This is a genomic window from Enterobacter sp. Li2LvB3 (genome assembly GCF_056156645.1).
Genome location: NZ_JBSICG010000001.1, coordinates 43,538 through 70,296, shown reverse-complemented (window position 1 = coordinate 70,296; position 26,759 = coordinate 43,538). Strand labels below are relative to the sequence as shown.

Here is a 26,759-nt window from a genome sequence, read left to right as displayed (position 1 = left end):
CGCTGCTAATAACACTTCTATCATTACTATTTTCCCACGCGATTAAGCACTGTAATAATTAGCTATTTATCAGCCCTAACAGCTCATCTCGTTTTGTTTCCATCAAATCCCAGTCGGCATCCGTTTCAACATTGAGGCGCAAAAGCGGTTCTGTATTAGACGTACGGATGTTGAAACGCCAGTCGGGGAACGACATGCTCAGACCATCCGTATAATCAATATTGGTCGCCTGTGATGCATAACGGGCTTCGATATCTGCGATTAACGCTGCGGCATTGGCCACTTTACGGTTGATTTCACCCGAAACAGGGAATCGTGCAATACGTGATTTCACCAACGAGCCAAGTGAGCGACCGGATGTTAAAACAAGTTCAGCGACCAGAAGCCACGGGATCATTCCACTGTCGCAGTAGGCAAACTCCCGGAAGTAATGGTGAGCACTCATTTCCCCACCGTAGACCGCATTCTCTGTGCGCATACGCTCTTTGATAAATGCATGTCCGGTTTTAGACATCACTGGGATACCGCCCGCCGTCTCAACAATATCAACGGTGTTCCATGTCAGTCGCGGGTCGTGGATGATTTTCGCGCCAGGCTCCTTATTCAGGAACGCTTCCGCCAACAGCCCCACAATATAGTAACCCTCGATGAAGTTTGCTTTTTCATCAAAGAGGAAACAGCGGTCAAAATCACCATCAAACGCGATGCCCATATCCGCCTGAGTGGCTAAAACAGCATTTGCCGTATCCTGGCGCGCTTCAGGTAACAGAGGGTTAGGAATGCCGTGCGGGAACGTACCATCCGGGTCGTTATGAACTTTATGGAATTCCACCGGCAAACCTGCCGTTTTGAAGCGTCGTTCAATTTCGTCAATGACGTGGCCCGCAGCACCATTACCGGAGTTAATGACCAGCGTCATTGGCTTGATACGGAAATTCTCAAGGTTCACATAGCCCAGCAGATGATCAACATACTCATTCAGAATAGTGACCTTCCTGTAGCTCCCTTTGCTTTCATGGGAGGTAAAGTCGTTGGCTTCCGCCAGGCGCTGAATGTCTTTTAAACCGGTGTCACCACTGATTGGACGGGCACCGCTGCGAACCAGTTTCATCCCGTTATAGTTGATGGGGTTGTGACTCGCCGTCACTTCAATACCGCCATCAACGTTCAGATGGAAGGTGGCAAAATAAATCTCTTCTGTTCCGGAAAGCCCGATATCAAGCACATCGCAACCGCCATCCATCAGCCCTTCTGCCAGCGCCATCTTTAATGACTCACTGGTCAGACGCACATCGCCGCCTACGACAACCTGCTTTGGTCCCAGACACTGCGCATAAGCGCGGCCAATACGCCAGGCGATATCTTCATTAAGTTCTTCACCTAATTTCCCACGGATATCATAGGCTTTAAAACAGGTTAACTTGTTATTATTTTTATCTTCCATTACGAAATCCTTAGTACGTCATCTTCGCCCAAATAACTACCAAACTGTATTTCCAGAATCTCCAGATTTATTTTTCCAGGATTCGATAGCTTATGTTTTTTCCCAACCGGAATAGTCGTTGACTCATTTTCAGTGAGATAAATTTCGTTACCTTCAACACCAATCAATGCCGTCCCGGTCAGGACAACCCAGTGCTCAATACGATGATGATGCAACTGAAGAGAAAGCTCGCCGCCAGGAATAATAGTCACGCGATTCACTTTATATCGTGCATCACGGACCAGGGTTTCTACGTGGCCCCACGGCATATAGCGCGTGGTATGTTCGCGACATTCGCTTCGCGAATTTGCTTTAAGATGTTCAACAACAACTTTAACATCCTGGACATTATCTTTATGGGATACCAGAAGCGCGTCTTTGGTATTCACGATAATCAGGTCATCAACCCCTAACGCCGCCGTCAATTTACCTTCGCTGCGAATATAACAATCACGCGTTTCATAGGTAAATACATCGCCAATCAGCGCGTTACCCTGCGCATCATGGGCAGAGGTTTCCCACAGAGCGGACCACGAACCCACGTCATTCCAGCCAGCATCCATTGCCGTCACAATGCCTAATTCAGTATGTTCCATCACGGCATAATCGATTGAATCGGAAGGGCAGCAGTTGAAAATCTCTTTATCGAGTTTAATAAAGTCGAGATCGTTGACAGGCTGCTGCATGGCATTTTTGCACGCATCGAGGATCGACGGACAAAACTTCGCCACTTCGTTCAGATAAGCAGAAGCGCGGAACATGAACATGCCGCTATTCCACAGGTACTCTTTGCTTTCGAGGTAAGAAACTGCGGTTGCCTGGTCGGGCTTTTCAACAAATCGCTTAATTTTCCACGCCGTTGAATTCCCCGCGTGCTGCACTTCGCCACGCTGAATATAGCCATAGCCGGTTTCAGGCTGTGTTGGCACGATGCCAAACGTAACCAGTTTTCCGTCTTCGGCGAAAGGAATTGCGTCGGTAATAACCGAATGGAATGCAGCGGTATCGGCGATCAAATGGTCGGCGGCCAGAATTAACATCACAGGATCTTCCCCTGTTTCCAGCGCATGTAAGGCCGCCAGAGTGATAGCCGGGGCGGTATTACGACCAACAGGTTCAAGGATGATGTTGCCGGCCAGTTTGTGCATTTGCCTTAACTGTTCCGCCACCAGAAAACGATGATCTTCGTTACAGATGACAATCGGATCTGCCACGTCCAGCCCATTCAGACGCGAGATCGTGTTTTGCAGCATTGACCCCCCCTGATGGAATGAAAGGAATTGCTTGGGCTGCAACTCTCGAGACATCGGCCAAAGTCGACTCCCTGTTCCTCCTGCGATCACCACTGGAAGTAACATCCTGCTTCTCCTGCTTTGCTCAATACGGGTTTGTGTGTAAAAAAGGCACGCTACCGCCCCTGGCTTACGCTACCAGAAGCAATATTCGAAATTGATTTATCTCGGGCTACATGTGTCGTTCGGTTGCAGGCGAGATTGACAATAAGGTATTTGGCAGCGTTTATGCCAAAATCTGAAATCGTGTTTGTATGCTTTATATAAGACAAAAGACCACACTGAAATTTCAGGGTAGTCTCCTGTTTTACTACGCCATCAACAACGGTCGTTTAGTCATGCGTTTCTAGCAGCTTCTTAATGCTCTCGCGGAACTTCTGCCCTTCTTTCAGGTTGCGCATTCCGTAGTTCACAAAAGCTTGCATGTAACCCATTTTCTTACCGCAGTCGTAGCTGTCGCCGGTCATCAGCATGGCGTCAACGGACTGTTTCTTCGCCAGCTCTGCAATGGCGTCAGTCAGTTGCACACGATCCCATGCGCCAGGGGCAGTCTTCTCGAGTTCAGCCCAGATGTCGGCGTTCAGAACATAGCGGCCAACGGCCATCAGATCGGAATCAAGAGTCTGTGGCTGATCCGGTTTTTCGATAAACTCAACGATACGGCTCACCTGGCCTTCCGAATCCAGGGACTCTTTGGTCTGGATGACGGAGTATTCAGACAGATCGCCCTTCATGCGCTTGGCCAGAACCTGGCTGCGGCCGGTTTCATTGAAACGCGCAACCATCGCGGCGAGGTTGTAACGCAGCGGATCGGCGGTTGCGGTGTCCAGAATGATGTCCGGCAGAACAACAATAAATGGATTGTCACCCACAAGAGGGCGTGCACAAAGAATGGAGTGCCCAAGACCCAGTGGCTGCGCCTGACGAACGTTCATGATGGTCACGCCAGGAGGACAGATAGACTGAACTTCGGCCAGCAGCTGGCGTTTAACACGCTGTTCAAGCAGCGCTTCGAGTTCGTAAGAGGTGTCGAAGTGGTTTTCTACGGCATTCTTGGATGAGTGCGTCACCAGAACGATTTCTTTGATCCCTGCGGCAACAATTTCGTCAACGATGTACTGAATCATTGGCTTATCAACGATTGGCAGCATCTCTTTAGGAATTGCCTTCGTGGCTGGCAGCATATGCATACCCAGGCCCGCCACCGGAATGACTGCTTTCAAATTAATCATTATTTCTTCCACCTTAAAATGGTTGACGAATTATAGCTCTTTAACCTGTTTTCGCCAGCATGATTTACCGTAACCTTCAGGTGATATTACGCTTTACCATCACAAATTACAGTAGTTGCATTCTGAATAGCGCGTGAATTCATACCAGGAATTATCGCAAAATAGCAAAAGCTGGGTTAACCGTGTGGCAGCCTAAAATTTAGCCGATCTGTATTCACGATTTGCTGATCAACCCGGTCAATATCTACCGAGCTTTGCCCCTTCTCATTTACTGCCTTGATGTTTGCCAGAGACAGCAGCGTCTCTTCTTTGGCCATAAACTTCCCGCGTACATCCTTGCGGAGATCAAAGTTCATCTTCAGTGCCGGGCCGATAGTTGACTCTTGCATAACATTGATATTGCGCAAAAAAAGGTGTTGCGGTTTATTGTGAAGTTCGAGGGTGGCGCGCGTCATGTTGACGTTAGTGATGGCGACAAAAGAGGTGGCATTGCCGGATGAAATCTGGATGCCGCGCAACTTATAATCAAGCTGCCTATTATCCAGGCTAATATCATTGATTTTAAAGTTCTGCGGGATCGAAAGATAATCTCCCTTAATTACCCCATAGCCAATTAACATACCAGCGCTATCGACCATATCAATATTATCAATAACAAAATTATCGCAGCCGTAAATAGCTACCGTGGCATTATCAATTCCCGCTTTTTTACTGAAATCAGGGGTGATATTTTTGGCTTTGACATTACGAATAATAAAGTGTTTACCGTTTTCCACATGGACTAATTGCCTGCAATTGCTGCCGGTAATATTCGCCACCACGAAATTCTTCACCGCCTGCTTTTCAGGATAATCATTGTCATAGGTACTCCCGGCAAGGCCTATGCCGATGCCCCAGTTGATCTTGCCGTTGGTACAGTTGATGTTATCGATAACATGGTCAGAGATCAGGATATCCTGGTCGTTAATGGCCACGTTCCATTCGATAGCATCCCCCTGCAAATGGCTAAAACGGCTGTTGGTAATGCGCGCGCCTGCCACCTGATTATGAAATCCCTGGCGCAGGATAGCGTAATTCGCCTGCGTCACAGTAATGTCATCAATAATAAGGTTGCGCATAATTTGTGGCTTTTTGCCCCCAATATAAATCTGGGTAACGGGGCCAAAACCACTCATCGCCAGCCCGCGGATAACACAATTCGACCCGCGAACGTCCAGGGTAATATTCTCGCTGCGCCCCCCCGCTTCGCCGATCACCTGGCAGCCATCCTGCAACACAAAGCGGCCACGGCCATTGCCCGTCAGCGCCCCGCGGATCAGCAGTGTTTTACCCGCAGGGATAAAAATGCCGGTATTGATGTTGTCACAGGTTAATCCGGCGGGAACCACTACGGTATCGCCTTCGGCAAATGCCTGCTTAAACGCGGCGATCCAGTCCTGACTGTTGTACTGGTTGATGTTCACCGTACGGCTGCCGGCAGCCCTTGCCACCGGAGAAGAGAACAACGGGACAGCGGCCAGCACAGAGCAAGTCGAAATAAATGAGCGTCGGGTAATTTTTTTCAGCATACAGCCTCGGCGTTAAAGCGTGTGTAACAGGCAGGCCAGTTCGCGGTTTATCACGCGCTGGTTGAACTCAGCCTCTACTTTCTGCCGCGCGTTATGCAGCACGGGGATCAGTTCCTGTGGGGCGATATGGCTAAAGGCTGCCAGACGGTCGGCCAGTGCAGATGCATCGTTTTCAGGAACCAGCCAGCCTGAGTGGTCAGGTTCGATAAGCTCAGGGATACCGCTGTGTAACGTCGATACCACCGGGATGCCCACAGCCATAGCTTCCATCAGCGCAACCGGGATCCCCTCCATATCGCCATCCGTGCCGGTTACGGAAGGCAGCAAGAAGACATCCGCCTCATCCAGCATCGCTTTGACTTCATGACTCGGTTTGAAACCGGGCATCTCGACATATCCATCAAGCTCATACTGTTCGATAAGCGTACGCAGGCGGCGTTCCCACGGGCCGATACCCAGAATGCGATAGTGAAACGCCACCCCTTGTTCTTTCAACTGCCGACAGGCCTCGATGGCCACATGCAGTCCTTTTTTCTCGGTCAGACGCGCAACAGAGATGATTTGCAGCGGTTTACCCGGTACCTTGACCGGGCGCTGGGTGAAGCGTTCCATATCCACGCCCATGCGCGAAACGGTGATCTTCTCTCCCGGGCATCCCATGTTTTTCAGGCGTCCGGCCCACAACTCGCTGATCGGCAGCATCATGTCGCCCCGGCGGAAAAGTTGCTGGTACTCCGGGGTGTAGTGGTTCAGCACCTCATGGCTTGAAATATCAATTCCGTGGAAAATGGTCGCGATTTTACCGTCAATAACGCCTAACTCGCGCAATTTCGCTGCGGTAACACCTGCCGGGCCAAAGTGGGCTATAAACACATCCGCCTGATACGGCCGGGGCGTTTGCCCGCAAATTGCCGAGAGGATCAGATTGCGCGACTCAGCACCGTAGCGTGAAATGTTCAGCGCCCGCCACGTGGCGGGGCGATGAATACCGCGCAACGTCTGACAGGCACGATAGCGCAGTTTGCTCAACCGCCCACGCGGCTCATCCTGTAACCAGCGGGTTTTGGCTTCCAGCCCGTACTGCGTCCACGCCGCATGGGTATTTTGCGTATCGCCCTTTTGCAGGGCGATAATCTCAACGTCATACCCCATATCGATAAACGCGGTTATCTGGTTCAGGACAAAGGTTTCTGACGACAACGGAAATTTCAGTAAGAAGAAACCAACCTTCATTTCCCCTCCCCGACGCGGTCGAGAACGGATTTCACCATCCCGATACCTTTTTCGCGCTCCAGCTTCACCGCCACCGCCAGGCGTTCATTGATGGCCGGAAGTTGCCCCAGCGTATCCGCCACCATCGCTGCGAGAGAGCCATCCAGCAGATGACGGATATCCACCGCCATCTCGGGCATTCCCAGCTGCTGCATAATGCCGGCCGATTTGTGTTCATAGTTGATGGCAATCGCCGGAGTGCCAAAGTTCATGGAGATAATCGCCGAATGCAGGCGCGTCCCCACGGTCAGGTCGCAGGCAGAAAGCAACTTGCCCATCTCAAGATCGTTCAGTTCGTCCATCACCACGTGATAACGGGACGGATCGTTAACCAGGTTGCGCAGATTGAGCGCCACCATACGGTCATCTTTGTTATAGCTGTCGATACCGGTACAAGTAGAGAGCGCCAGCACCTGATAACCGTCGTCCAGCAGGCGGTTGACCACCCCGGCGAAGGCTTTCTCGTAGGCCGCCTGCGTCGTCCCCAGACGTTTATCAAAAGGAGCAAGCTCGCGCAGGGTAATCGCCACGGTTTTCTGTTTTGCCGCTACGTCCAGCCAGTGCTGTACCGCATAGCTTGCCTGGAAATGTTCGTTCTGATTTTCCACCAGCCAGGCGGTATCCACCCCGAGCTCAACTTTAGAGGTGTCGATTTCGCTACGTTTCATCAGGTCAAGACTGACCGATTCGCGCAGGATCAATGCATCGCAATGACCAAACACATAGTTAGCCAGCTGGTTAAACTGCGGATCCTGGAAAGGCCCCACGCTGTGTCCAATCATAAACAGCGGTTTTTTGGCCATAAAGGTACAGAGCGCGTGCTCAAACTGCGGCACGCCGTAGAGATCGACAAAGAACGATCCCCCCACCTGAATGATGGCGTCATAGCCCGACAGCAGACGGACAAAGTCGGTAAACCCCTGAGCGATGGCAATGTTGCGCAGTTTTCCGGTATCGGTCACGCGCGACAGCAAGACCTGGTGCTGATAGCGACGGCGCAACACTTTCTTTACGCGCCCCATCACGCCGGCTGCGTTGTTGTGCTGTTTCATCTGACTGTACAGCGGGTCGCCCATTACTGGCCTGTTCAGTAACCAGGAAGAGCTCACCGGGTAGCGGCTCATCACGTCCACTTCTGTCTCAGGCTCAAGAGTGTTAATTGCATCCAATAAACCGCGCAGAATGGCGCTGTCGCCACGGTTGCCGCAGGTATGGTTGCCAAGGATAAGTAATTTCATAATGGCCTCTAAAATTAGCCTGCGCGTAGCAGCATTTTCATTTTTTCGTTACGGCAAAACTGGCGCTTCATCTCCACCACCAGCGCATTACGCGACAGCACAATCATCACGCCGAATGCCAGCGCACCCGCCGCAATTTGCACTGCCAGCAGCACCGCTAAAGGCAGATGGCCGTTCAGCACCACGCCCAGGCCATAACTCACCGCCAACGTCGGTAAAGACAGATACAGCGGCAGCCACAGGCTCAGGATGTACTGTCGGTAGCTGGAGCCCAGCACCGGTTTAATCATCACGAAGTAGCTCAAAACGGTATTGATGATTTGCACCAGCAGGAAACCCAGGGTGACCCCAATCGCGCCAGCCAGTTGCCCGCCGACAATAATCGCCGGAACAAACAGGAACGTTTTGAAGACATTGAATTTAAAACTGATATCGACACGCGCTTTCGCCATTAACAGCGAGCCGATCGGATTGCCAACAGAGCGCAGCAACCCCACCACGCACAGCAGTTGCAGAACCGGAATGATGCTTACCCACTTCTCACCGAAGACCAGCGGTACCACATTACTGGAAACCACCATCAGCCCCAGCAGCACGGGGAAGTTAATAATCCCCACCACCGAAAGCAGCTTGTAGAAGTTGACGCGCAGCTTCTCCGTGTCGTCCTGAATTTTGGCGAACGCCGGAAACAGCACGCGGGTGATGATGGGGTTCAGCTTCATCGGCGGAACAACTGCAACGTTATAGGCCAGGTTATAACCGCCCGCGACGCTGGCCCCCAGAATGCGCGCCAGCACCAGCGTGGACAGGTTGGTGTTAACGTAGTTGATAATGCTGTCGGCCGTCAGCCACGCGCCAAAGCGCAGGTTCGACGACACAGATGCCAGTGAGAAATGCAGCCCCGGGCGGTAAATCTTGCGGCCAAAGTAGCCAAACAGCAGCGTCCGGACGGCAGAGTTCACCAGGTAACCCAGGATCGCGGTTAACGCCAGCGGCCAGAAATGCGCGCTCACCACGGTAAAGGTAAAGCCCGCCAGCACCGCGCTGGTTTCAATCATGCCAATCTTGTTGAACTCCAGCTCTTTTTGCATCAGCGCGCGATACTGCTGACCGTGCGGGATCACCACGAAAGCAAAAGAGAGGGTGCGCATCAGCGGGGCCAGGTCCGGGTTATGCAGCACGCTGGCAATCACATCACTCAGCAGGAACACCAGCACAAAGACGAAGATCCCCAGTCCAACGTTCAGCCAGTAGAGCGTGGTCAGCTCAAGCTGGCTAATCTCTTTACGCTGGATAATCGAGTTGGCGATACCAAAATCAGACAGCGTGTCAGCAAGCGCAATAATGACCAGCGACACGGTCAGCAGACCAAACTGGTGATTATCGATAATGCGCGCCAGCACCGTCATCTGCACCAGCCCCAGGCCAATGATGACAATGGTCGCCATTGCCGACCATTTTGCGCCGCTGATGGTTTTTTCACGTAAACTCATGACCGTTCCTTAATACGCCGCTTTGTTCACAAAGCCTTTAAAGATGGTCAGAAAGACGATTTTGATATCGAACCAGAGACTCCACTCACGGATGTACTCCAGGTCAAACTCAATACGTTTTTCCATTTTTTCCAGGGTGTCAGTCTCACCGCGCCAGCCGTTAATCTGCGCCCAGCCGGTGATCCCCGGCTTCACTTTATGGCGCAGCATGTAACCCTCAATCAGCGAGCGATACTGTTCGTTGTGCGCTACCGCATGTGGGCGTGGGCCGACGATGGACATACCACCGGTAAAGACGTTGATAAACTGCGGCAGCTCATCCAGCGAGGTACGGCGCAGGAAATTACCCACCCGGGTCACGCGCGGATCGTTTTGTGTCGCCTGAGTTACCACTTTGTCGTTTTCCATCACCTTCATGGAGCGGAACTTCCACACCATGATGGGCTTGCCGTCCATGCCGTAGCGAGTCTGGCGGAAGATAATCGGGCCAGGAGAGCTGAGCTTCACCGCCAGTGCAATGCAGCACAGCACCGGGGAGATCAGCAGTAAAATCAGCGAGGAGAGCAGGATATCTTCCACGCGCTTGAGCACGCGGTTAATGCCTGAAAGCGGCGTATCGTACAGCGGCACAACGGGCACGCCATTCACTTCATCGATACGCGAATGCAGGATATTAAAGGTAAAGACGTCAGGAATGAGGATCACCGAACAGGTGGTATCCGCCAGCTCACGCACCAGATGCTTAATGTACGACTCATCGCTCATCTGCATGGCGATGTAAACGTTGTGTATTTTGCCCGCCTTCGCATCGTCAATCAGCTGCTCGAAGTTGCCCGCCCAGTCGGCAGGCACGCCGCCCGGTTTGGCATCGTGGTAGATCCCCACCCCTTCCAGCCCCAGCCACGGCTCTTTACGAAAACTGTCCAGCAGCACCTGTCCTACCGGCAAATCGCCCGCAACCGCCACATAGCGCGTGTTGTAACCCCGGTTACGTAGCCAGCCCGCAAAGTAGCGAATCTGGGAACGGCAGACCACCATGCCCAGGCTGGTTAACACGTACCAGCAAAGATACGTCACCAGACGGGTGTCAAAATCATGGCTAAATGCCACCAGACCTGCGCTGAAAATCAGGCTTAACGTCCAGTTCTGAATCAACAGCAGCAGCTCGGTGGTGATTTTTACGCCACGCCATGAGCGGTAGAAATCGGTTACCCCGCCGATCATCTGAAACACCACCAGTGCAATCAACGCCATCAGCAAATGCATGTAGAAGAATGGCTGTCCGCTTATCCGGCACACCACCCACAACCCACCGACCATGATGGTGATGTCAGAAAATCGCTGCACCATAGAGATTAACGATGCATTCGTTCTGGCTCGCTCGCGCTTTCTTAGATTCGTCATCGTTGTTCCTGTTATCGGATCCCCCTCCCGTTGGGAGGGGGCAAGTTTTACTGATTCAACAACGCCAGAATGTCCTGCGTTCGCGCTTCCATCAGTGGGACATCCGCCCGCGATTCCACATTCAGGCGCACCACCGGCTCGGTGTTTGAAGAACGCAGATTGAACCGCCACTGCGGGAACGACATGCTGATGCCATCGGTTCGATCAATTTCCAGCGCGTGAAGGGCGAAGTGTTGCTCTACGCGGGCGATCGCCTCGGCCGGCAGCGCCAGCTTGCTGTTGATCTCCCCGCTTGCCGGGAATGCCGCCATACGGTCACGTACCAGTTCGCCCAGAGTCTGTCCTTTAAGACACAGCAGCTCCGTCACCAGCAGCCACGGGATCATCCCGCTGTCGCAGTAAGCAAAATCGCGGAAGTAGTGGTGGGCGCTCATCTCGCCACCGTAGATGGCATCTTCTTCACGCATCCGCTCTTTGATGAACGCGTGGCCGGTTTTGGACATCACCGGCTTGCCGCCCGCAGCCGCCACCACATCGACGGTATTCCACGACAGGCGTGGATCGTGAATGATCTTTGCTCCCGGGTTTTTCTCGAGGAACGCTTCTGCCAGCAGGCCAACGATGTAATAGCCTTCGATAAACTGGCCTTTTTCGTCAAACAGGAAGCAGCGGTCAAAGTCGCCGTCAAAGGCGATACCCATATCCGCGCCGTGTTCGATCACCGCATTACGGGTGTCATCGCGGCACTCGGGCAGCAGCGGGTTAGGAATACCGTTCGGGAAGTTACCGTCCGGGGTGTTATGCACTTTAATGAAGGTGACCGGGACGTTCAGCGCCTTAAAGCGCGCTTCCAGGGCATCGACAACCGGGCCAGCGGCACCGTTCCCGGAGTTAATCACCAGCTTCAGCGGCTTGAGGTTTGCCACGTTGATGTAGCCAAGCAGATGGTCGATGTACTCTTTTTGCAGGTTGATCTGTTTGTAGCTGCCGCGTTTTGTCTCGTTCACCGGCGGGAAGTCGTTCGCTTCGGCAAGACGCTGCACGTCGCGCAGGCCGGTATCGCCGCTGATAGGTCGCGCGCCCTTGCGCACCAGCTTCATGCCGTTGTAGTCCATCGGGTTATGGCTGGCGGTCACTTCGATACCGCCGTCCACGCCCAGATGGAAGGTGGCAAAATAGATCTCTTCCGTACCGGAAAGACCAATATCCAGCACATCGACGCCTGCATCCTGCAACCCTTTTGCCAGTGCACTTTTCAGTGACGCACTGGTCAGACGCACATCGCCGCCCAGAACAATGGTTTTCGGTTTTAAATATTCGCCATACGCGCGACCAATACGCCATGCGATGTCTTCATTCAGCTCTTCGCCCAGCTTGCCGCGAATATCGTAGGCTTTAAAACAGGTTAATTTTTCCATGATGACCCCTTTTTTCAGGCAACAGTTGGCCCTGACCATGTAATGGCCAATTTCATTTTTGTCATTCGTAGGCCCGGCAGGCACAGCGCCACCGGGCATGATGCGAAGGCGTTACACTCGCCCGTAGCGATCCTGGAAGCGCACAATGTCGTCCTCTTCCAGATACGAGCCTGAGCGAACTTCAATCAGGTCGAGCGGAATTTTCCCTGGGTTTTCCAGGCAATGCGTCGCCCCAAGCGGGATATACACGGACTCGTTTTCACCAATCAGTTTGATTTCACCGTCGATGGTTACTTTGGCGGTTCCGGCCACCACCACCCAGTGTTCGGCGCGGTGATGATGCATCTGCACAGACAGCCCTTCCCCTGGCTTCACGGTGATGCGTTTTACCTGATAGCGATCGCCGGAATCGATGGAGTCATATTTGCCCCACGGGCGATACACTTCGCGATGAATGTGGTGTTCATGTCGGCCATCTGCCTTGATCTTCTCGACCACTTTCTTGACATCCTGAACCGCGTTACGGTCAGCAATCAGCACGGCATCTTTGGTCTGAACAACAACCAGATCCTTCACGCCCACCGTGGTAACCAGCCCGGATTCAGCGTACACATAGCTGTTTTCCGTTTTATGGCTGATTACATCACCATGGTGGACATTTCCCTCCGGGGTATGTGCGCTGATCTCCCACAAGGATGACCATGAGCCAACGTCGCTCCAGCCGGCATCCATCGGCACCACTACCGCATCCGCGGTGCGCTCCATCACGGCATAGTCAATGGACTCTTCCGGGCAGGCGAGGAAGGCTTCTTCATCCACACGGATAAAGTCGAGATCCGGGTCAACCGCATCCATCGCTTTTTCACAGGCAGTGAGGATATCCGGGCGGAATTTTTCCAGCTCTTCCAGATAGCGCCCGGCGCGGAACAGGAACATACCGCTGTTCCAGTAATACTCGCCGCTGCCGACATAGGCCTGCGCGGTTTCCAGATTCGGTTTTTCGACAAACTGCGCCACGTTAAACGCCAGGCTCTCGCCTTCACCTGGCGTGACATCGCCCCGGCGGATGTAGCCATAACCGGTTTCTGGCAGATCCGGTACGATCCCGAAAGTCACCAGCTTGCCGCTCTCGGCGTAAGGAATGGCGGAACGCACTGCGTCACGGAAGATGTCTTCCTGCTGGATAACATGGTCAGCGGCCAGCACCAGCATCATCGGATCACACTCCGGGCTGCTGCGTTTTGCCGCCAGCGCCGCCAGTGCTATGGCTGGCGCCGTGTTGCGCCCTGCCGGCTCCAGAATGATGTTTTCAGTCAGCTTGTTGAGCTGACGTAGCTGCTCGGCCACGATAAAGCGGTGTTGTTCATTACAAATCACCACCGGGCTTTCGCACTCCACGCCGTTCAGACGAGAAACTGTCGTTTGCAGCATGGTGAGATCCCCTTTCAGGCAGAGGAACTGTTTTGGATAGAGCACGCGGGACAGCGGCCACAACCGGCTACCAGAGCCACCAGCCATCACGACCGGAAAAAGTTTGGTTTGACTCATTATTTATCCCCGTATATCTGCAATAAATTGGCTAAGGACATTCTCTTTTTCGAGCGTGCGCCCGGCATATTCACGTGCCACGATGTTCTCTTTAGGCAGCGCGAGCGCCTGTTCGATCCCGGTAACCAGCGCCTCAACGGACTCTGGCTCAACGCAAACCGCAATTCCCGGGTAGCTGTCGCATAGCTGACCCAGCTCGGTATCGGCCTCGGCGGTGATCACCGCATTGCCGCCTACCGCCAGAATGTTGGTCAGTTTTGATGGCAGCACGGCATCTGCTGCACCGCGTTTTTGTACCACCAGATGGCAGTCCCCCATCTTCAGCAGCGCCGGCAGCGTCTCGTACGGCTGAAGCGGGTAAAATTTCACGTTGGTCAGGCCACGTTCGCTGACCATTTTTTCCAGTCGCGCTTTACCGCCACCCTGCCCGACAATCACAAACGTCAGGGCATGACGGCTAAGCTGTCCGGCAGCCTCAACCACACTTTCCAGCCCCTGCTTTTCCCCGATGTTGCCCGAGTAAAGAATAATTTTTTGATCTTCAGGCAAACCGAGTTGTTCACGAAGCGCCACTGCATCGTGTTCAGACACATTGCGAAAACGCGCCACTTCAGACCAGTTCGGGAAAAAGATCACTTTTTCCGTTGCGACGCCTTTCTCCTGCGCTTTATTCATCATTGAGCGTGAGATGGTCGAGACGTAATCCACGTTGTGCAGGCCGCTACGCTCAAACGCGCTGGCCAGTTTTGCCACCCTGCCACCCTTGCCTTTCCCGGCCATTCCCAGCCCCAGCATAGCGTCCACTTCGTAGTCCTGAATGTGCAGCAAGGTGCGCGCACCCGAAAGCTTGCCCAGCAGGCGCATTCCTGGCGTGCAAAACAGCGTGGGCACCACGCCGATAATGAGTTCAGGCTTCCAGCGACGTTGTGCCATCAGCGGGAAGAAGCTGCTCAGGGCAAAACTGCCCAGATGAATTAAACGTTTCAGCGTCGAAGGCTGTTTCGGCACGTACAACGGGCAGCGCCAGACCGTTGCCGCGCCCTGTTCGCGGCGATACCGCCAACCAGAGTAGCGCTCGCCCACCTGCCATTCCGGGTAGTAAGGCGGCGCGGTAATGACCCGCACGTCATGACCCTGGTCTGCCATCCACTCGACCATTTCACCGGTGTATTTACCAATCCCCGTTAATTCCGGCGAATAGTTGATTCCGTATACGAGGATTTTCATAAGCCCGGCACCTCAGCCTGACGCTCCGCCAAAAAATAGGCGCGGCTGTTGTCGTGTACGTTGTCACTTGCCAGCAACGCCTCTGGCTTGTGCCAGCGGTAGTCGTCATGCTGAGCATCAGGCAGACGAAGGTCTGCCTGATTCACCTTCAGGCGAAAACCGAGCACCACGTAGTGTGTGGTGAAATCAGCCCCGGAAAAGTTATCGTCGTAGAAGTGCTGCCAGACCCCGTAAAACTGGCCTGCAGACTGCGGCAAGCGCAGCCCGAGTTCCGCCAGGGTAAGACGCTCAAAAGCACTGGTGAGCGTCTCATCCTTCTGCACACGTCCACCGGGTACGAACCAGTACCCAAGTGCCGGGCGGTTGGTTCGTTTCCCCAGCAAGAACTCGCCGCGTTCGTTCTCCACAATTAAATCGATTGAGATAAGTGGAGTGGAACGGACTACCGTGGCAAAGTCTTCCTGATTTAAAAACATATCTACCCCCGGAAGCGGTGCTGGTTTTCCAGGAACCACTGATAGGTGCTGGCAAGCCCCTGCTCAAGTGACACCTCGTGATACCAGCCCAGCTGATGCAGGCGCGTTACATCCAGTAATTTACGTGGTGTGCCGTCGGGTTTTGAGGCGTCGAACACCACGCGGCCTTTGTAACCCACCACTTTCGCCAGGGTTTGCGCCAGCTCGCGAATGGTGCAGTCCACGCCGGTGCCCACGTTAATGTGCGAGAGCATCGGTTGCGTGTTCTCCTGCCACACTTCGCGATCCAGCTCCATCACGTGAATGCTGGCTGCCGCCATGTCGTCCACGTGCAGGAACTCACGCATCGGCGTACCGCTGCCCCACACCACCACATCCGGTGCGTTATCAGCCGTCGCTTCGTGAAAGCGGCGCAGCAGCGCCGGGATCACGTGCGAATTGCTCGGGTGAAAATTATCGTTCGGCCCATACAGGTTGGTCGGCATGACCGAGCGATAATCGCGACCGTACTGGCGGTTATAGGACTCGCACAGTTTGATCCCGGCAATCTTGGCAATAGCGTACGGCTCATTGGTCGCTTCGAGCGTGCCTTGCAGCAGCTCGCTTTCCGCCATCGGCTGTTTCGCCATTTTCGGGTAAATACAGGATGAACCGAGGAACAGCAGCTTATTCACGTTGTGCAGATGCGCGGCGTGAATAATGTTGCTCTCAATCATCATGTTCTCGTAGATGAAATCAGCCGGGTAGGTGTTGTTGGCGACAATGCCGCCCACCTTTGCCGCCGCCAGATACACCTGATCGATACGCGAGTCTGCAAAGAAATCCTGCACGGCTTTGCTGTCGAGCAAATTCAGCTCGTCACGCGTACGGACAATCACCTCAACGTCACCACGTTGTTCCAGCTGGCGGACAATGGCGGAACCCACCATGCCGCGATGACCGGCGACAAAAATACGTTGTTTGGTCATTCTCAGGACTCCAGCGCGATGGCAACCTCGTAGCCGTGGGACTTCAGCAGTGAGTGTTTCTTCGCCGCTTCAAGGTCTTTGGCTACCATTTCAGACACCATCTCCTGAAGAGTGGTCTCCGGTTTCCAGCCCAGCACTTCGTGCGCTTTGGTTGGATCGCCCAGCAGGGTTTCTACCTCAGCAGGACGGAAGTAACGCGGGTCAACCTGAACAATCACATCACCCGGTTTCACGCCCGGTGCATCATGGCCTGTCACGGAAACCACGATGCCTTTCTCGTCAACGCCAGTGCCTTCGAAACGCAGTTTGATACCCAGTTGTGCCGCAGCCATTTCAACGAAACGACGCACGGAATACTGCACGCCGGTCGCAATAACGAAGTCTTCTGGCTTGTCCTGTTGCAGCATCATCCACTGCATTTTCACGTAGTCTTTGGCATGGCCCCAGTCACGCAGGGAATCCATGTTGCCCAGGTGCAGGCAAGACTCCAGACCCTGTGCAATGTTGGCGATCGCGCGGGTAATTTTACGGGTCACGAAGGTTTCACCACGGCGCGGGGATTCGTGGTTGAACAGAATGCCGTTACACGCATACATGCCGTAGGATTCGCGGTAGTTTACGGTGATCCAGTAGGCGTACAGTTTGGCTACCGCATATGGGGAGCGTGGGTAGAACGGGGTGGTTTCTTTTTGCGGGATTTCCTGCACCAGGCCATACAGCTCAGAGGTAGACGCCTGGTAGAAACGGGTTTTCTTCTCAAGACCGAGGAAGCGGATCGCCTCCAGCAGACGCAGCGTACCCATGGCATCAACGTCAGCGGTATATTCCGGGGATTCAAACGACACGGCCACGTGGCTCATCGCACCCAGGTTGTAGACTTCATCCGGCTGCACTTCTTGCAGAATACGGGTCAGGTTGGAGGTATCCGTCAGGTCGCCGTAGTGCAGATGGAATTTCGGGTTTTTCGCATGAGGATCCTGATAGATATGGTCCACACGCTCGGTGTTGAACGAAGAGGCACGACGTTTAATACCGTGTACTTCATAACCTTTCTCCAGCAGCAATTCTGCCAGGTAAGAACCATCCTGTCCGGTAACGCCGGTGATGAGAGCGACTTTAGACATATTAATTTCCTCTGTACTTATCAAAGTTTTTCAGTTTCTACGCGTTCGCGTATCACCACTGCGGGATTGCCACGGCAAACTTTATTTGCCGGAAGCGATTTAAAAACGCTGCTGCGGGCACCAATAACGGTACCATCACCAACAGAAACACCCGGTGCGACAAACACATCTGTCGCCAGCCAGCATTTTTCACCAATCACAATAGGCGAAGCGGTAATATCAAAATGCTGACTCATAAAATCGTGACTACCGGTACACAAATAACACTTCTGTGATACCACTGAATTTGCGCCAATGGTGATGTCACCCAGGCTATATAACACCGCGTCATCACCCACCCAGGCGTAATCACCGAGCGTTAATTTCCACGGATAAGTAATTTTGACTGACGGGCGAATGACTACGTTTTTTCCGATTTTTGCACCGAACAAGCGTAATAAAAATGCGCGCCAGCGATACAGTATTTGCGGTGACCAGGCAAATAATGTGGCCTGCACCGCCCACCATAACTGCACCTTAATACCGTTCCCGCCCCGAAAACCTTTCGGCACGGAGAACCCATTGAGTTCCTGCATTACGCTTCCTTATATTCAGGCTTTGTTATATAAGGCTTTCGTTTTACCCGTCGTTTTCAGACGCAATAAATAAGATAATTCCGCCAGTGGCCCCGGCATTCGCAATATATTGCGCTGTACGTTTTTTGCATCCTGGCACAATTCCAGATTATTCGAAGTTGACACACCACCCATCGAAAATTCAGACACCGTGCCTTTAATTCGACGAAACGGGTAACCCGACTTATACAAACTTGCTGCCAGTGCATAATCTGATGACACTTTATACTGTAAATCATACGGCTGTTTTTTCAGCCCCACGGTCGGGAAGAAAATAGCCTGATGGCTGGCCGGTAAACTGTGGTAGATATACCAGCCTGGCTTTGCACTACGCAGAACTTTATGGTCATCGCCGAAGTCCAGAAGCGCATCACCAATATACATGGCGTCCTCTTTCTGCCGCGCCAGCTGACGGGCAAAGAGCGCAACATCTTCATGGAACACATCACCGGAATTCAGAAAGATGGCATAGCGCCCCTGGGCCATGTCGATGCCTTTATTCATGGCGTCGTAGATGCCTTTATCTTTCTCACTGATGTAACGTAAGTTGAACTCCCCGTTGAGTTTTTTCAAAAACTCAGCCGTACCGTCATTCGAGCCACCATCCACGACAATCCATTCAAAAGTGAGGCTTGGATCGCGTGCCAGGTTGCGTAGCGAGCGCCAGGTTTTTACCACGCCTTCGTAATTGCGAAAGGCGACAGTAATCACGCTAAGAAACATAAACCACCTCATTTCGTCATACGCGCGTAATATTGAGTGCCTTGCGCAGAATAAACGGACAGACAATCAAGAAAGCATATTCCGGGCTAAATATTGACCCCGTAAAGAACAGCGACACTGGCGTAAAAAGATAAAGCTGCACGCGAAAGTTCTGATTATCCCCAAACGCGTTAATCATCATTTTGAAAACTTTAAACAGATACCACAGCGTCAACAATACGGCGAACCACGAAAAATAAATAATTAACAGATACAGACCATTGTCTATGGTTTTACCGACATCTGCACCGTTAAAGATTCCGAATGATGCAACATATTCGTAAAGTGAGCCAAATCTGACTACGCCATCAATATGGGTTAATGAATAGCCCACCATGACCAGCGGCCCAATAATGCGATAATAGGACGACGAACCTTCCGTTCCCAAATCACCCAGACGTTCTGAGATGTACGGGAATGCAAATATTACGCCGACTAAAAACACCGTCAGGGAGATAATCGCCAGCGGCAGCTTTTTCTTTATCGCATCCTTGTTCAGATACTGAAACGCCCATTCCAGCAGGTAGAACAATATAAATGTCATTACCCCTGAGAAAGAACCCGACAGAACAATCCCTGCAAGAATCATAGCATCGGTCTTGGGGGTTTTGATACCAAACTGTTTGGTGCTGAGCCAAATTGAGATTAACGCCAGAGCAAAAAATGCCGGCTCAAAATAGAGTGCGGTAGTACGCTTGCCGCCAAACTTAATGAAGTTCAGTACATAACTGTTACTGTAAATGAGATATTTCGAAATCATCTCCATCAGGCTACTGCCACCGGTCAAAATAATTTGCGCCATTTCCAGTGCAGCCAGCATCACAATTAACGTAACGGCAATATAAAAGAACCTAAGGATTTTCCGATAATTGTGCGGTGAAATAGTTTTAAAGCGAATACTCCAGACCATGCCAATAATAATGACAATATAAACGAACAGCATGGTCGAGGTGACGTATTTACTGGCATCCAGCGACTGACCAAAGATGTAGTTAAATGCCGTCAGGCTAAATCCAACGCCGAGGGCAATCATCAGCTTTTTCAGGCTGATTTTTTCGACATACAGCAGCAGTAAGACCGGCAGGAACGTCACAATGGTAATGGGGAAGCTTTCGCCGAGCTGGGCAATCTTGACGTTGACCAGCAGGTAGATCAGCGGCAGCAGCAGATAACTACAGATTCTGATAGAACGAGACATATTCCTCCAGCATCTGTTGGCCACTGTACGCCTTACGGCTGCGGTTGCGGAACGATTCCAGGTCAGTGCCAAAAACGGCCTGCGCGACGGCGGGCTTTGGCAGTTGCACCAGCGGCAGCACCTCATTTTCACTGAAGGTTTTGCCGCCAGATTTTTCCAGCACTTCACGCGCTGCATCGCTGTGGGTGGCAATCACCGGCACGCCAATCGACAACGCTTCGCACAGGATCAACGGGTAGTTATCCACGCGGGAGCTAAAGACCAGTGCATCCATGCCGTTCAGTGCGCTCATCAGTTTACGTTTGTCGGTTTCGAATCCGTGGTTAATCACGTTCGCCCCTTCAAACGGGGAAAACTTACCGAAGGTATGCAGCTCTATCTTGTCGCCGAGCGCCATGATGTCGCGCACCAGCTGTTGATTGGTTTTGCCGTCGTAACGCAGATCGTGTGCCACCACGGCAATTTTCGGTTTGCCTGCGGTGTGCGCCACGGGTTTCAGCTCTGCCAGGATAGCTTCGGTTGCCACGTCGATCCCGTTATTGATGATTTTGCAACGCCCTGCCCCGTAGAGGCTGTTGAAGGCATCGGCCACATGCTGGCTGGGGGAGATAAACGTGCAGCCAAGCGCGAGCATCTCGCGAAAGAGCTGGCGCTTTCCCGCCACCAGTTGATGCGCCCGGTCCACTTTTACCGGTGGATAGTTGGTCAGCGTTGGGCACTTCTGGCAGTGCGTTTTCCAGCCTTCGCAACCGTCGGTAAAGGCGCAGCGTCCGGTCACGCTCCAGTGGTCATGCAGCGTCCAGACAAAAGTGGTGTCTGGTTTATGTGCTTTCACTTTTTCGCAAAAGGCCACAACCTCTTCCAGATTCAGCCAGTAGCTATGCAGCACATGAAAATGCAGCACCACGGGCCCGGCCGAGCGCGCTACCGTGCGGTACAGGTTGTTCAGATTGCCAAACAGATCGCGGTTAAACAGACGGAAAAGCGCAATGTTGGCGATGGAAGTCACGCGCGGGGTCTGTTTCACCACCTGCGGGTAGTCATCGTGGCTGACACTTTTTTTGCCGCCTTTGCCATAGCCGTAGATGAAACGCGACTGTAATCCTTTTTCCAGCGCGCGCTGGTGAAGATCCAGCGCCACGCCTGCCGCCCCGCCCTCAGCCAGACGAACGTTAAATTGCAGAATATTCATTTGATCACCTTCACGCGGGCTTTCTCGCCCACCACCAGCGCGTTATCAGGAATGCTGTCCAGCACCACGCTGCCGGCACCAATGGTTACGTTGTTACCCACGGCAATGTCACCAATGATCACCACATTGGCGCCCAGCTCGACGTTATTCCCGATGACAGGGCACGTAAGGCTCGCCGGCCCACGGTTGCCAATGGTCACCGCGTGGCGAATGGTGAAGTCATCACCCGCGACCACAAACTTATTGATCACCACGGCATAGCCGTGGTGGATGGTGAAGCGGCGGCCAATGGTGGCGGCTGCCTGAATTTCGTAGCCAAAAAAGCATTCGGTGATGATGCGGTACAGCACCAGAACCGGTGCTGCCCAGATATTGTTCAGCACGTTTTTTTTGCGCCATACCGAGCAAAAATGTGCGATGCGATAGGCCAGAACCATGCAGCAAGGGCGCAGGCTCCAGCTGTTCGCGCGGCAGTCTTCCAGAAACATTATTTCCCCCGAAGTCCATCAGCCAGACGCTTGGTATTGCGCACGGAAAAGAGCGTCAGCAGTGTGCGCCAGTTCATGCGCTTATTGCGGATCTGATAGAGGGTAAAGAGCTGATACTTACGGCTGGCACGGTCGAACTTGTCTTTGTGCTTGCGGTAAAAGTGGAAGTAGCCGGAAAATTTCTTCGGCGACGAGGTGATTTGCATCTCCCCGTGATTGATATGCAGGATTTGCGTGGCTTCTTCCACTTTCCAGGGTTCGCCATACTCCACCACCATGCGCAGGAAAATATCGTAATCCTGCGCCGCCTTGAGTTCGGTATCGAACAGGTTTTCTTTGAAGCGCCAGGACCAGGAGAAGACCTGATTACCAATGATATTGCGCTTGTAAAACAGACGACGGGAGTACGGTGATTTCGGATACAGCGGCAGACTCGCTGGCTGCGAATAGACTTCGCCCTGGCAAACATAGTCGTTGGCATACAGAAACGCATGTGTAACCAGCTGATGCTGGTGCGACAGGAAGGTCGACAGACGGTTGGGCGTCCATTCGTCATCGTCGTCAATCCCGGTCAGATACTGCCCTTGCGCCTGCAATATCGCCTGGTTACGTACCGCACACGCCCCGGAGTTGATGGCGTTATGCGTGTACATCACCCGTGGGTCATTGAGGTCAGTCACGAACTTTTGCAGTTGTTCGTATGAAGAGGAACAGTCATCAACAATGAGCAGTTCCCAGTTATCGTAGTCCTGACGCAGGACCGACTTAATTGCGCGGATCGCCAACTGCTGACGATTCCATGTCGGCATATAAATAGAAATCAAAGGGCGTTGTGTGGTCATGGTATTCCCCTCACCCCAGCCCTCTCCCTTTGGGGAGAGGGTGAAAGGCAACATGTCGTTATATCCCGCACCGTCTGGGTGAGGGGCTTTATTTACTGTCAGATTTATATTCGTACTCGTAGTAGCCGTAATCCTGATAACTGCTCGCGCGACGGAAGATAGAGTTCAGGATCACCCCTTTCACATCGATACCGTTCTGCTCAAAGCGGCCCAGACTGGTTTCCACTTCCTTCAGGGTATTCACCGCATAGCGCGCCACCATCAGCGTAGTGCCCGCATGGCGACCCACAATGGCAGCATCGGTTACGGCCAGAATTGGTGGGGTATCAATCAACACCAGGTCGTAGTGTTTGCTCGCCCACTCCACCAGCTGGCTGAAGCGTTCGCTCATCAGCAGTTCAGACGGATTTGGCGGAACCTGGCCACGTGGCACAAGATGGAAATTCGGGATTGAGGTCGGTTTGGCGCACTGTTCAATCTCCCCTTTACCAAGCAGGATCTCCGACAGGCCATTGACGTTATTGGTGCCCAGCAGTTCGTGGGTGTAGCCTTTACGCATGTCGCAGTCGATCAGCAGAACGCGTTTATTGGTCTGGCTCACCACGGCCGCCAGGTTGGCGCAGACAAACGTCTTACCGATTGACGGGCTCACCCCGGTCATCATCAGCACGTTATTTTTGGCCTGCATCATGGCGAAGTGCAGGCTGGTGCGCAGGCTACGAACCGCCTCGATGGCAAGGTCAGTTGGGTTGCCCACCGCCAGCAACTGGCTCTGCTTATAGCGCTTAACGCCTTTAACCGTTTTGACGCTATCACGCGATTTCTGCCATTCCGACAGCGGAATACTGGCGTAAACGCTGATGCCATTCTCTTCCAGCACCTGCGGGCTTTCGATACCGCGGTTAAACAGCGAGCGCAGCAGCACACCCATCACGGAAAGCATCAAGCCGAGAATAATGCTGCCCAGAATAATCAGCGCTTTTTTCGGTTTCAGCACGCCGGGCTGTGTGATGGCGGAGTCAACAATGCGCACATCGCCCACGGTACTGGCTTCGGTGATTTTCAGCTCCTGCTGCTTGTTCAGCAGTTGCATGTAAACCTGCTGGCCAGATTCCACATCACGGGTCAGACGAACGATCTCCTGCTGGGTTTCCGGCATGGAGTTCACACGCTTGTTGAGATTGGCTTTTTCATCTTCCAGCGCCTGGCGTTTTTCCAGCAAGGTGCGGTACGCCGGGTGACGTTTGGTGTAGAGCTTGGAGATCTCCGCTTCTTTAAAGGTCAGCTCGTTCAGTTGGGCATCGATATTCACCATCGAATCCAGTACCGACTTCGCTTCCAGCGGCAGATCCACCGAGTCTTTCTTCTGGCGATAGCTGTTGAGCTTCTCTTCGGCTACGTCCAGACGCTGACGCACTTCCGGCAGTTGTTTTGCCAGGAAAGCCAGGCTTTTGGCCGCCTCTTCCGATTTACGCGCAATATTCTGCTCAAGGTAGTTGCGGGTGATGCTGTTCAGGATGTCGCGGATCTGATCCTTATCTTCACCGGTAAAGCTGAGGCTCAACACGCCGGTGTCTTTGCCGTTTTCGGTGACGCTAAGGTTGTTTTGCAGGTTGTTGATCATCCCCAGCATGGAGAATTTCGAGACGGTAAACTCGCTGCCCTCAGCGGCCTGAATGGCACTTACCATCATGCTGACGCCATTTTTGCTCAGCATCTGTCCCACTTCACCGCGCGCGCTAAAACCACCGTCGCTGGTAAGCTGGTACTGCTTTGGCCCAAGCACGGTCAGCGTGAAGGTTTGATCGGCACCGCCTTTTGGCAGGGTAAAGGTGGTCACGTTTACCGTGTCGTTCTGGCGCCCCATCAGCCTGTCCCATCCCGCACCGAATACCGGGAAGGAGTTTTTGGTGACGGCAATATCCAGATTCAGATCGTCAACCGTTTTTCCCAGCACCATACGCGACTGGATCAGCTGAATTTCGGCATCGGATGCCGGCGGTTTGTTCGCCAGCGCAGAGCCAATATCCTGCACCAGTGAGTTACCGGTATTTTGTTCGATCTGCACCAGCGCATCGGCGCTGTAGATTGGCGTGGCGAACAGAGTGTAAACAATGGCCGCCGTGGCAAACACGGCAGTTATGCCCAGAACCCACCATTTCGCCTCTACAATCGTGCCAACCAGACGGCCAATATCGATTTCATCACTGCCCGATATCGGGGCGGCAGAAGGTTTTGTTTTTTCTGTCATTGTTATCCCTGCTGAGCTTTCAGTGCCTGCGCCCACTGACGGGCAGACTGGTCAAGTAAGGTATAAACCGCCTCAAATGCCTCTCGGCTCTTGCGATACGGATCGGGAATTTCGCGTTCATTGTCCCAGTGACCAAAGAGCATCACTTTGCCTCGCATTTCAGGTGCGATTTCACACAGGGCATGAATGTGGCGTTTTTCCATCGTCAGGATCAGGTCATATTCACGGCACATGCGCCCGGAGACCTGACGGGCGCAGTGCCCGTCTAAAGAGAGGTTATGATCCAACGCCACGTTCGCTGCACGCTCGTCGGCACCTTTACCCACCAGCGCCCCAAGCCCCGCTGAGTCGACCGTGAGAGCGGGTTGATAGTTTTTCAACAACCGCTCGGCCGTTGGGGAACGGCAAATGTTCCCCACGCACACCACCAGAATTTTGTTAAACATCGCGGATTACCAGGTATGGATGTCGCGCGCCGTATCCGTCATGTAGCGAACGCCACTGATGGTTGGCAGCAACTGGTTGATCAGGCGGTTCCAGCGGGCAACCGGTGCGGTCGTGACATACACCACATCGTACGGCTGGAGGCGGAATTCGGTTGCCATCACCAGGGAGGTCGCGTCGGACATATCCAGCTGGTAAATGTTGGCAATCTTACCTTTCGCACTGCCCTCACCTTTCAGCGGACGGATGACGAAAATACCGCTGGCGTTAGACGAGGTAAGATCGATGCCTTCTGCATTCCCCAGCGCTTCGGTCAGGGTCATGCCGCTGAAGTCCATTTTGAGCGTGCTCTGTTTTTTCACTTCGCCCATCACGAACACTTTCAGATCGTCATTGCGCGGAACGTACAGAATGTCACCCGGATAGAGCAGACGGTTCTGGCTCAGGTCGCCGTTTTGCATCAGCGCCTGAAGGGAAATGCGCTGCTCCTGGCCATTGTGAGTCAGCACCACATTGCGCCAGTCTGCCGCATCGGTCAGGCCGCCTGCGGCGTTGACAGCATCCAGCACCGTCAGCGGCACGTTGCTGATGGCCTGCTGACCCGATTTATTCACCTGCCCGGAGACATAGGCCTTTTGCGAGCGGAATGCGGCGATATTAACGTCCACCTGCGGGTCAGCGATGTACTGCGCTAAGCGGCCGGTAATATCACTACGAATTTCGGCAAGGGTTTTGCCCACCACGTGGACTTTACCGATGTAGGGATAGAACATGGTCCCGTCCGGCTGCACCCAGTTTCCGGTATCGCTGGAGCTGCGGTACTGGCCTGCTGGCGTGGTCAGCTCCGGGTGATCCCAGACGGTCACGTTAATCACATCCCCTGGCCCGACACGGTACTGGTAGGCGGCAATCTCCTGGTCCAGCGATGTATTTGGCTGGGCCACGTTTGGCCGTGGACGTAATTGTTCCACCAGACGCGGTGTCAGTGGATAAACATTCACCATCCTGTCGAGGTCGAAATCAGCATCCTGCTGTTTGATCACATCCTTTCCCATGGTTGACATATTGCTGCCGGGAAAAACCGTACAACCACTCATCAAGGTCACAGACACCAATAATGGCATCAATTTCATTTTGGATTTCATCATTGATTATTTATCACTTTGGCAGAGTAATTATCCTGTGCAATTTAAATAAGCGCGGATTGAAACGACACTCAGAATGC

At 53.0% G+C, this 26,759-nt stretch carries 23 protein-coding genes; all 23 read right to left on the bottom strand.

Translation table 11 applies throughout. The features are described 5' to 3' along the window. Window positions 1-58: 58 nt before the first annotated feature. The gene (cpsG, locus tag ACS603_RS00290; RefSeq protein ID WP_474943561.1) at window positions 59-1,444 is read right to left on the bottom strand and encodes a phosphomannomutase CpsG; all 1,386 of its coding nucleotides are present in this window, start codon (window positions 1,442-1,444) and stop codon (window positions 59-61) included. After that, complete coding sequence (locus ACS603_RS00285; RefSeq protein WP_474943560.1) at window positions 1,444-2,841, bottom strand: mannose-1-phosphate guanylyltransferase/mannose-6-phosphate isomerase; 1,398 nt, start codon at window positions 2,839-2,841, stop codon at window positions 1,444-1,446. Before ACS603_RS00285 ends, cpsG (ACS603_RS00290) begins: the two co-directional genes overlap by 1 nt. A 266-nt stretch (window positions 2,842-3,107) precedes the next feature. Continuing rightward, window positions 3,108-4,007: a GalU regulator GalF gene (galF, locus tag ACS603_RS00280; protein WP_446493523.1), complete on the bottom strand. Its 900-nt coding sequence runs from the start codon at window positions 4,005-4,007 to the stop codon at window positions 3,108-3,110. A gap of 176 nt (window positions 4,008-4,183) precedes the next feature. Beyond that, window positions 4,184-5,575: a colanic acid biosynthesis protein WcaM gene (gene wcaM / locus ACS603_RS00275; protein WP_182061675.1), complete on the bottom strand. Its 1,392-nt coding sequence runs from the start codon at window positions 5,573-5,575 to the stop codon at window positions 4,184-4,186. Window positions 5,576-5,587: 12 nt separating this feature from the next. Next, window positions 5,588-6,808, bottom strand: a complete 1,221-nt coding sequence (gene wcaL / locus ACS603_RS00270) for a colanic acid biosynthesis glycosyltransferase WcaL (RefSeq protein WP_182061676.1) — start codon at window positions 6,806-6,808, stop codon at window positions 5,588-5,590. Further along, window positions 6,805-8,085 carry a colanic acid biosynthesis pyruvyl transferase WcaK gene (gene wcaK / locus ACS603_RS00265; protein ID WP_474943559.1) on the bottom strand — a complete coding sequence of 427 codons (1,281 nt, stop codon included), beginning with the start codon at window positions 8,083-8,085 and terminating at the stop codon, window positions 6,805-6,807. The genes wcaL and wcaK overlap by 4 nt, the downstream gene beginning before the upstream one ends. A 14-nt stretch (window positions 8,086-8,099) precedes the next feature. Next, a complete protein-coding gene (gene wzxC / locus ACS603_RS00260) occupies window positions 8,100-9,578 on the bottom strand; it encodes a colanic acid undecaprenyl disphosphate flippase WzxC (protein WP_474943558.1) in 1,479 nt (492 codons plus the stop codon). 9 nt (window positions 9,579-9,587) lie between these two features. Then, on the bottom strand, window positions 9,588-10,982 hold the full coding sequence (gene wcaJ / locus ACS603_RS00255) for an undecaprenyl-phosphate glucose phosphotransferase (protein WP_315686133.1): 1,395 nt from the start codon (window positions 10,980-10,982) through the stop codon (window positions 9,588-9,590). Between the two features lie 47 nt (window positions 10,983-11,029). Next, on the bottom strand, window positions 11,030-12,400 hold the full coding sequence (gene cpsG, locus ACS603_RS00250; RefSeq protein ID WP_182061680.1) for a colanic acid biosynthesis phosphomannomutase CpsG: 1,371 nt from the start codon (window positions 12,398-12,400) through the stop codon (window positions 11,030-11,032). 111 nt (window positions 12,401-12,511) lie between these two features. Beyond that, the gene (gene cpsB / locus ACS603_RS00245; RefSeq protein WP_182061681.1) at window positions 12,512-13,948 is read right to left on the bottom strand and encodes a mannose-1-phosphate guanyltransferase; all 1,437 of its coding nucleotides are present in this window, start codon (window positions 13,946-13,948) and stop codon (window positions 12,512-12,514) included. Window positions 13,949-13,951: 3 nt separating this feature from the next. Beyond that, complete coding sequence (gene wcaI, locus ACS603_RS00240) at window positions 13,952-15,175, bottom strand: colanic acid biosynthesis fucosyltransferase WcaI (protein ID WP_474943557.1); 1,224 nt, start codon at window positions 15,173-15,175, stop codon at window positions 13,952-13,954. Beyond that, window positions 15,172-15,651 carry a GDP-mannose mannosyl hydrolase gene (locus ACS603_RS00235; RefSeq protein ID WP_182061683.1) on the bottom strand — a complete coding sequence of 160 codons (480 nt, stop codon included), beginning with the start codon at window positions 15,649-15,651 and terminating at the stop codon, window positions 15,172-15,174. The genes wcaI and ACS603_RS00235 overlap by 4 nt, the downstream gene beginning before the upstream one ends. Window positions 15,652-15,653: 2 nt before the next feature. Next, the gene (gene fcl, locus ACS603_RS00230) at window positions 15,654-16,619 is read right to left on the bottom strand and encodes a GDP-L-fucose synthase (protein ID WP_182061684.1); all 966 of its coding nucleotides are present in this window, start codon (window positions 16,617-16,619) and stop codon (window positions 15,654-15,656) included. Between the two features lie 2 nt (window positions 16,620-16,621). Beyond that, complete coding sequence (gene gmd / locus ACS603_RS00225) at window positions 16,622-17,743, bottom strand: GDP-mannose 4,6-dehydratase (protein ID WP_182061685.1); 1,122 nt, start codon at window positions 17,741-17,743, stop codon at window positions 16,622-16,624. 20 nt (window positions 17,744-17,763) lie between these two features. After that, entirely contained in the window at window positions 17,764-18,318 is a 555-nt protein-coding gene (gene wcaF / locus ACS603_RS00220) for a colanic acid biosynthesis acetyltransferase WcaF (RefSeq protein WP_315686134.1), read from the bottom strand. A gap of 15 nt (window positions 18,319-18,333) precedes the next feature. Next, window positions 18,334-19,080: a colanic acid biosynthesis glycosyltransferase WcaE gene (gene wcaE, locus ACS603_RS00215; protein ID WP_474943556.1), complete on the bottom strand. Its 747-nt coding sequence runs from the start codon at window positions 19,078-19,080 to the stop codon at window positions 18,334-18,336. A gap of 16 nt (window positions 19,081-19,096) precedes the next feature. Then, window positions 19,097-20,317, bottom strand: coding sequence for a colanic acid polymerase WcaD (wcaD, locus tag ACS603_RS00210; protein ID WP_474943555.1), 1,221 nt, complete (start codon window positions 20,315-20,317; stop codon window positions 19,097-19,099). Next, on the bottom strand, window positions 20,292-21,509 hold the full coding sequence (gene wcaC / locus ACS603_RS00205; protein ID WP_474943554.1) for a colanic acid biosynthesis glycosyltransferase WcaC: 1,218 nt from the start codon (window positions 21,507-21,509) through the stop codon (window positions 20,292-20,294). Before wcaC ends, wcaD begins: the two co-directional genes overlap by 26 nt. After that, entirely contained in the window at window positions 21,506-21,997 is a 492-nt protein-coding gene (gene wcaB / locus ACS603_RS00200; protein WP_474943553.1) for a colanic acid biosynthesis acetyltransferase WcaB, read from the bottom strand. Before wcaB ends, wcaC begins: the two co-directional genes overlap by 4 nt. Further along, window positions 21,997-22,839, bottom strand: coding sequence for a colanic acid biosynthesis glycosyltransferase WcaA (gene wcaA / locus ACS603_RS00195; protein WP_014070940.1), 843 nt, complete (start codon window positions 22,837-22,839; stop codon window positions 21,997-21,999). The genes wcaB and wcaA overlap by 1 nt, the downstream gene beginning before the upstream one ends. An 88-nt stretch (window positions 22,840-22,927) precedes the next feature. Then, a complete protein-coding gene (gene wzc, locus ACS603_RS00190; RefSeq protein ID WP_474943552.1) occupies window positions 22,928-25,090 on the bottom strand; it encodes a tyrosine-protein kinase Wzc in 2,163 nt (720 codons plus the stop codon). 2 nt (window positions 25,091-25,092) lie between these two features. Continuing rightward, entirely contained in the window at window positions 25,093-25,536 is a 444-nt protein-coding gene (gene wzb, locus ACS603_RS00185; RefSeq protein ID WP_182061692.1) for a low molecular weight protein-tyrosine-phosphatase Wzb, read from the bottom strand. A gap of 6 nt (window positions 25,537-25,542) precedes the next feature. Further along, window positions 25,543-26,682, bottom strand: a complete 1,140-nt coding sequence (locus ACS603_RS00180) for a polysaccharide export protein (protein WP_182061693.1) — start codon at window positions 26,680-26,682, stop codon at window positions 25,543-25,545. Window positions 26,683-26,759 lie beyond the last annotated feature (77 nt).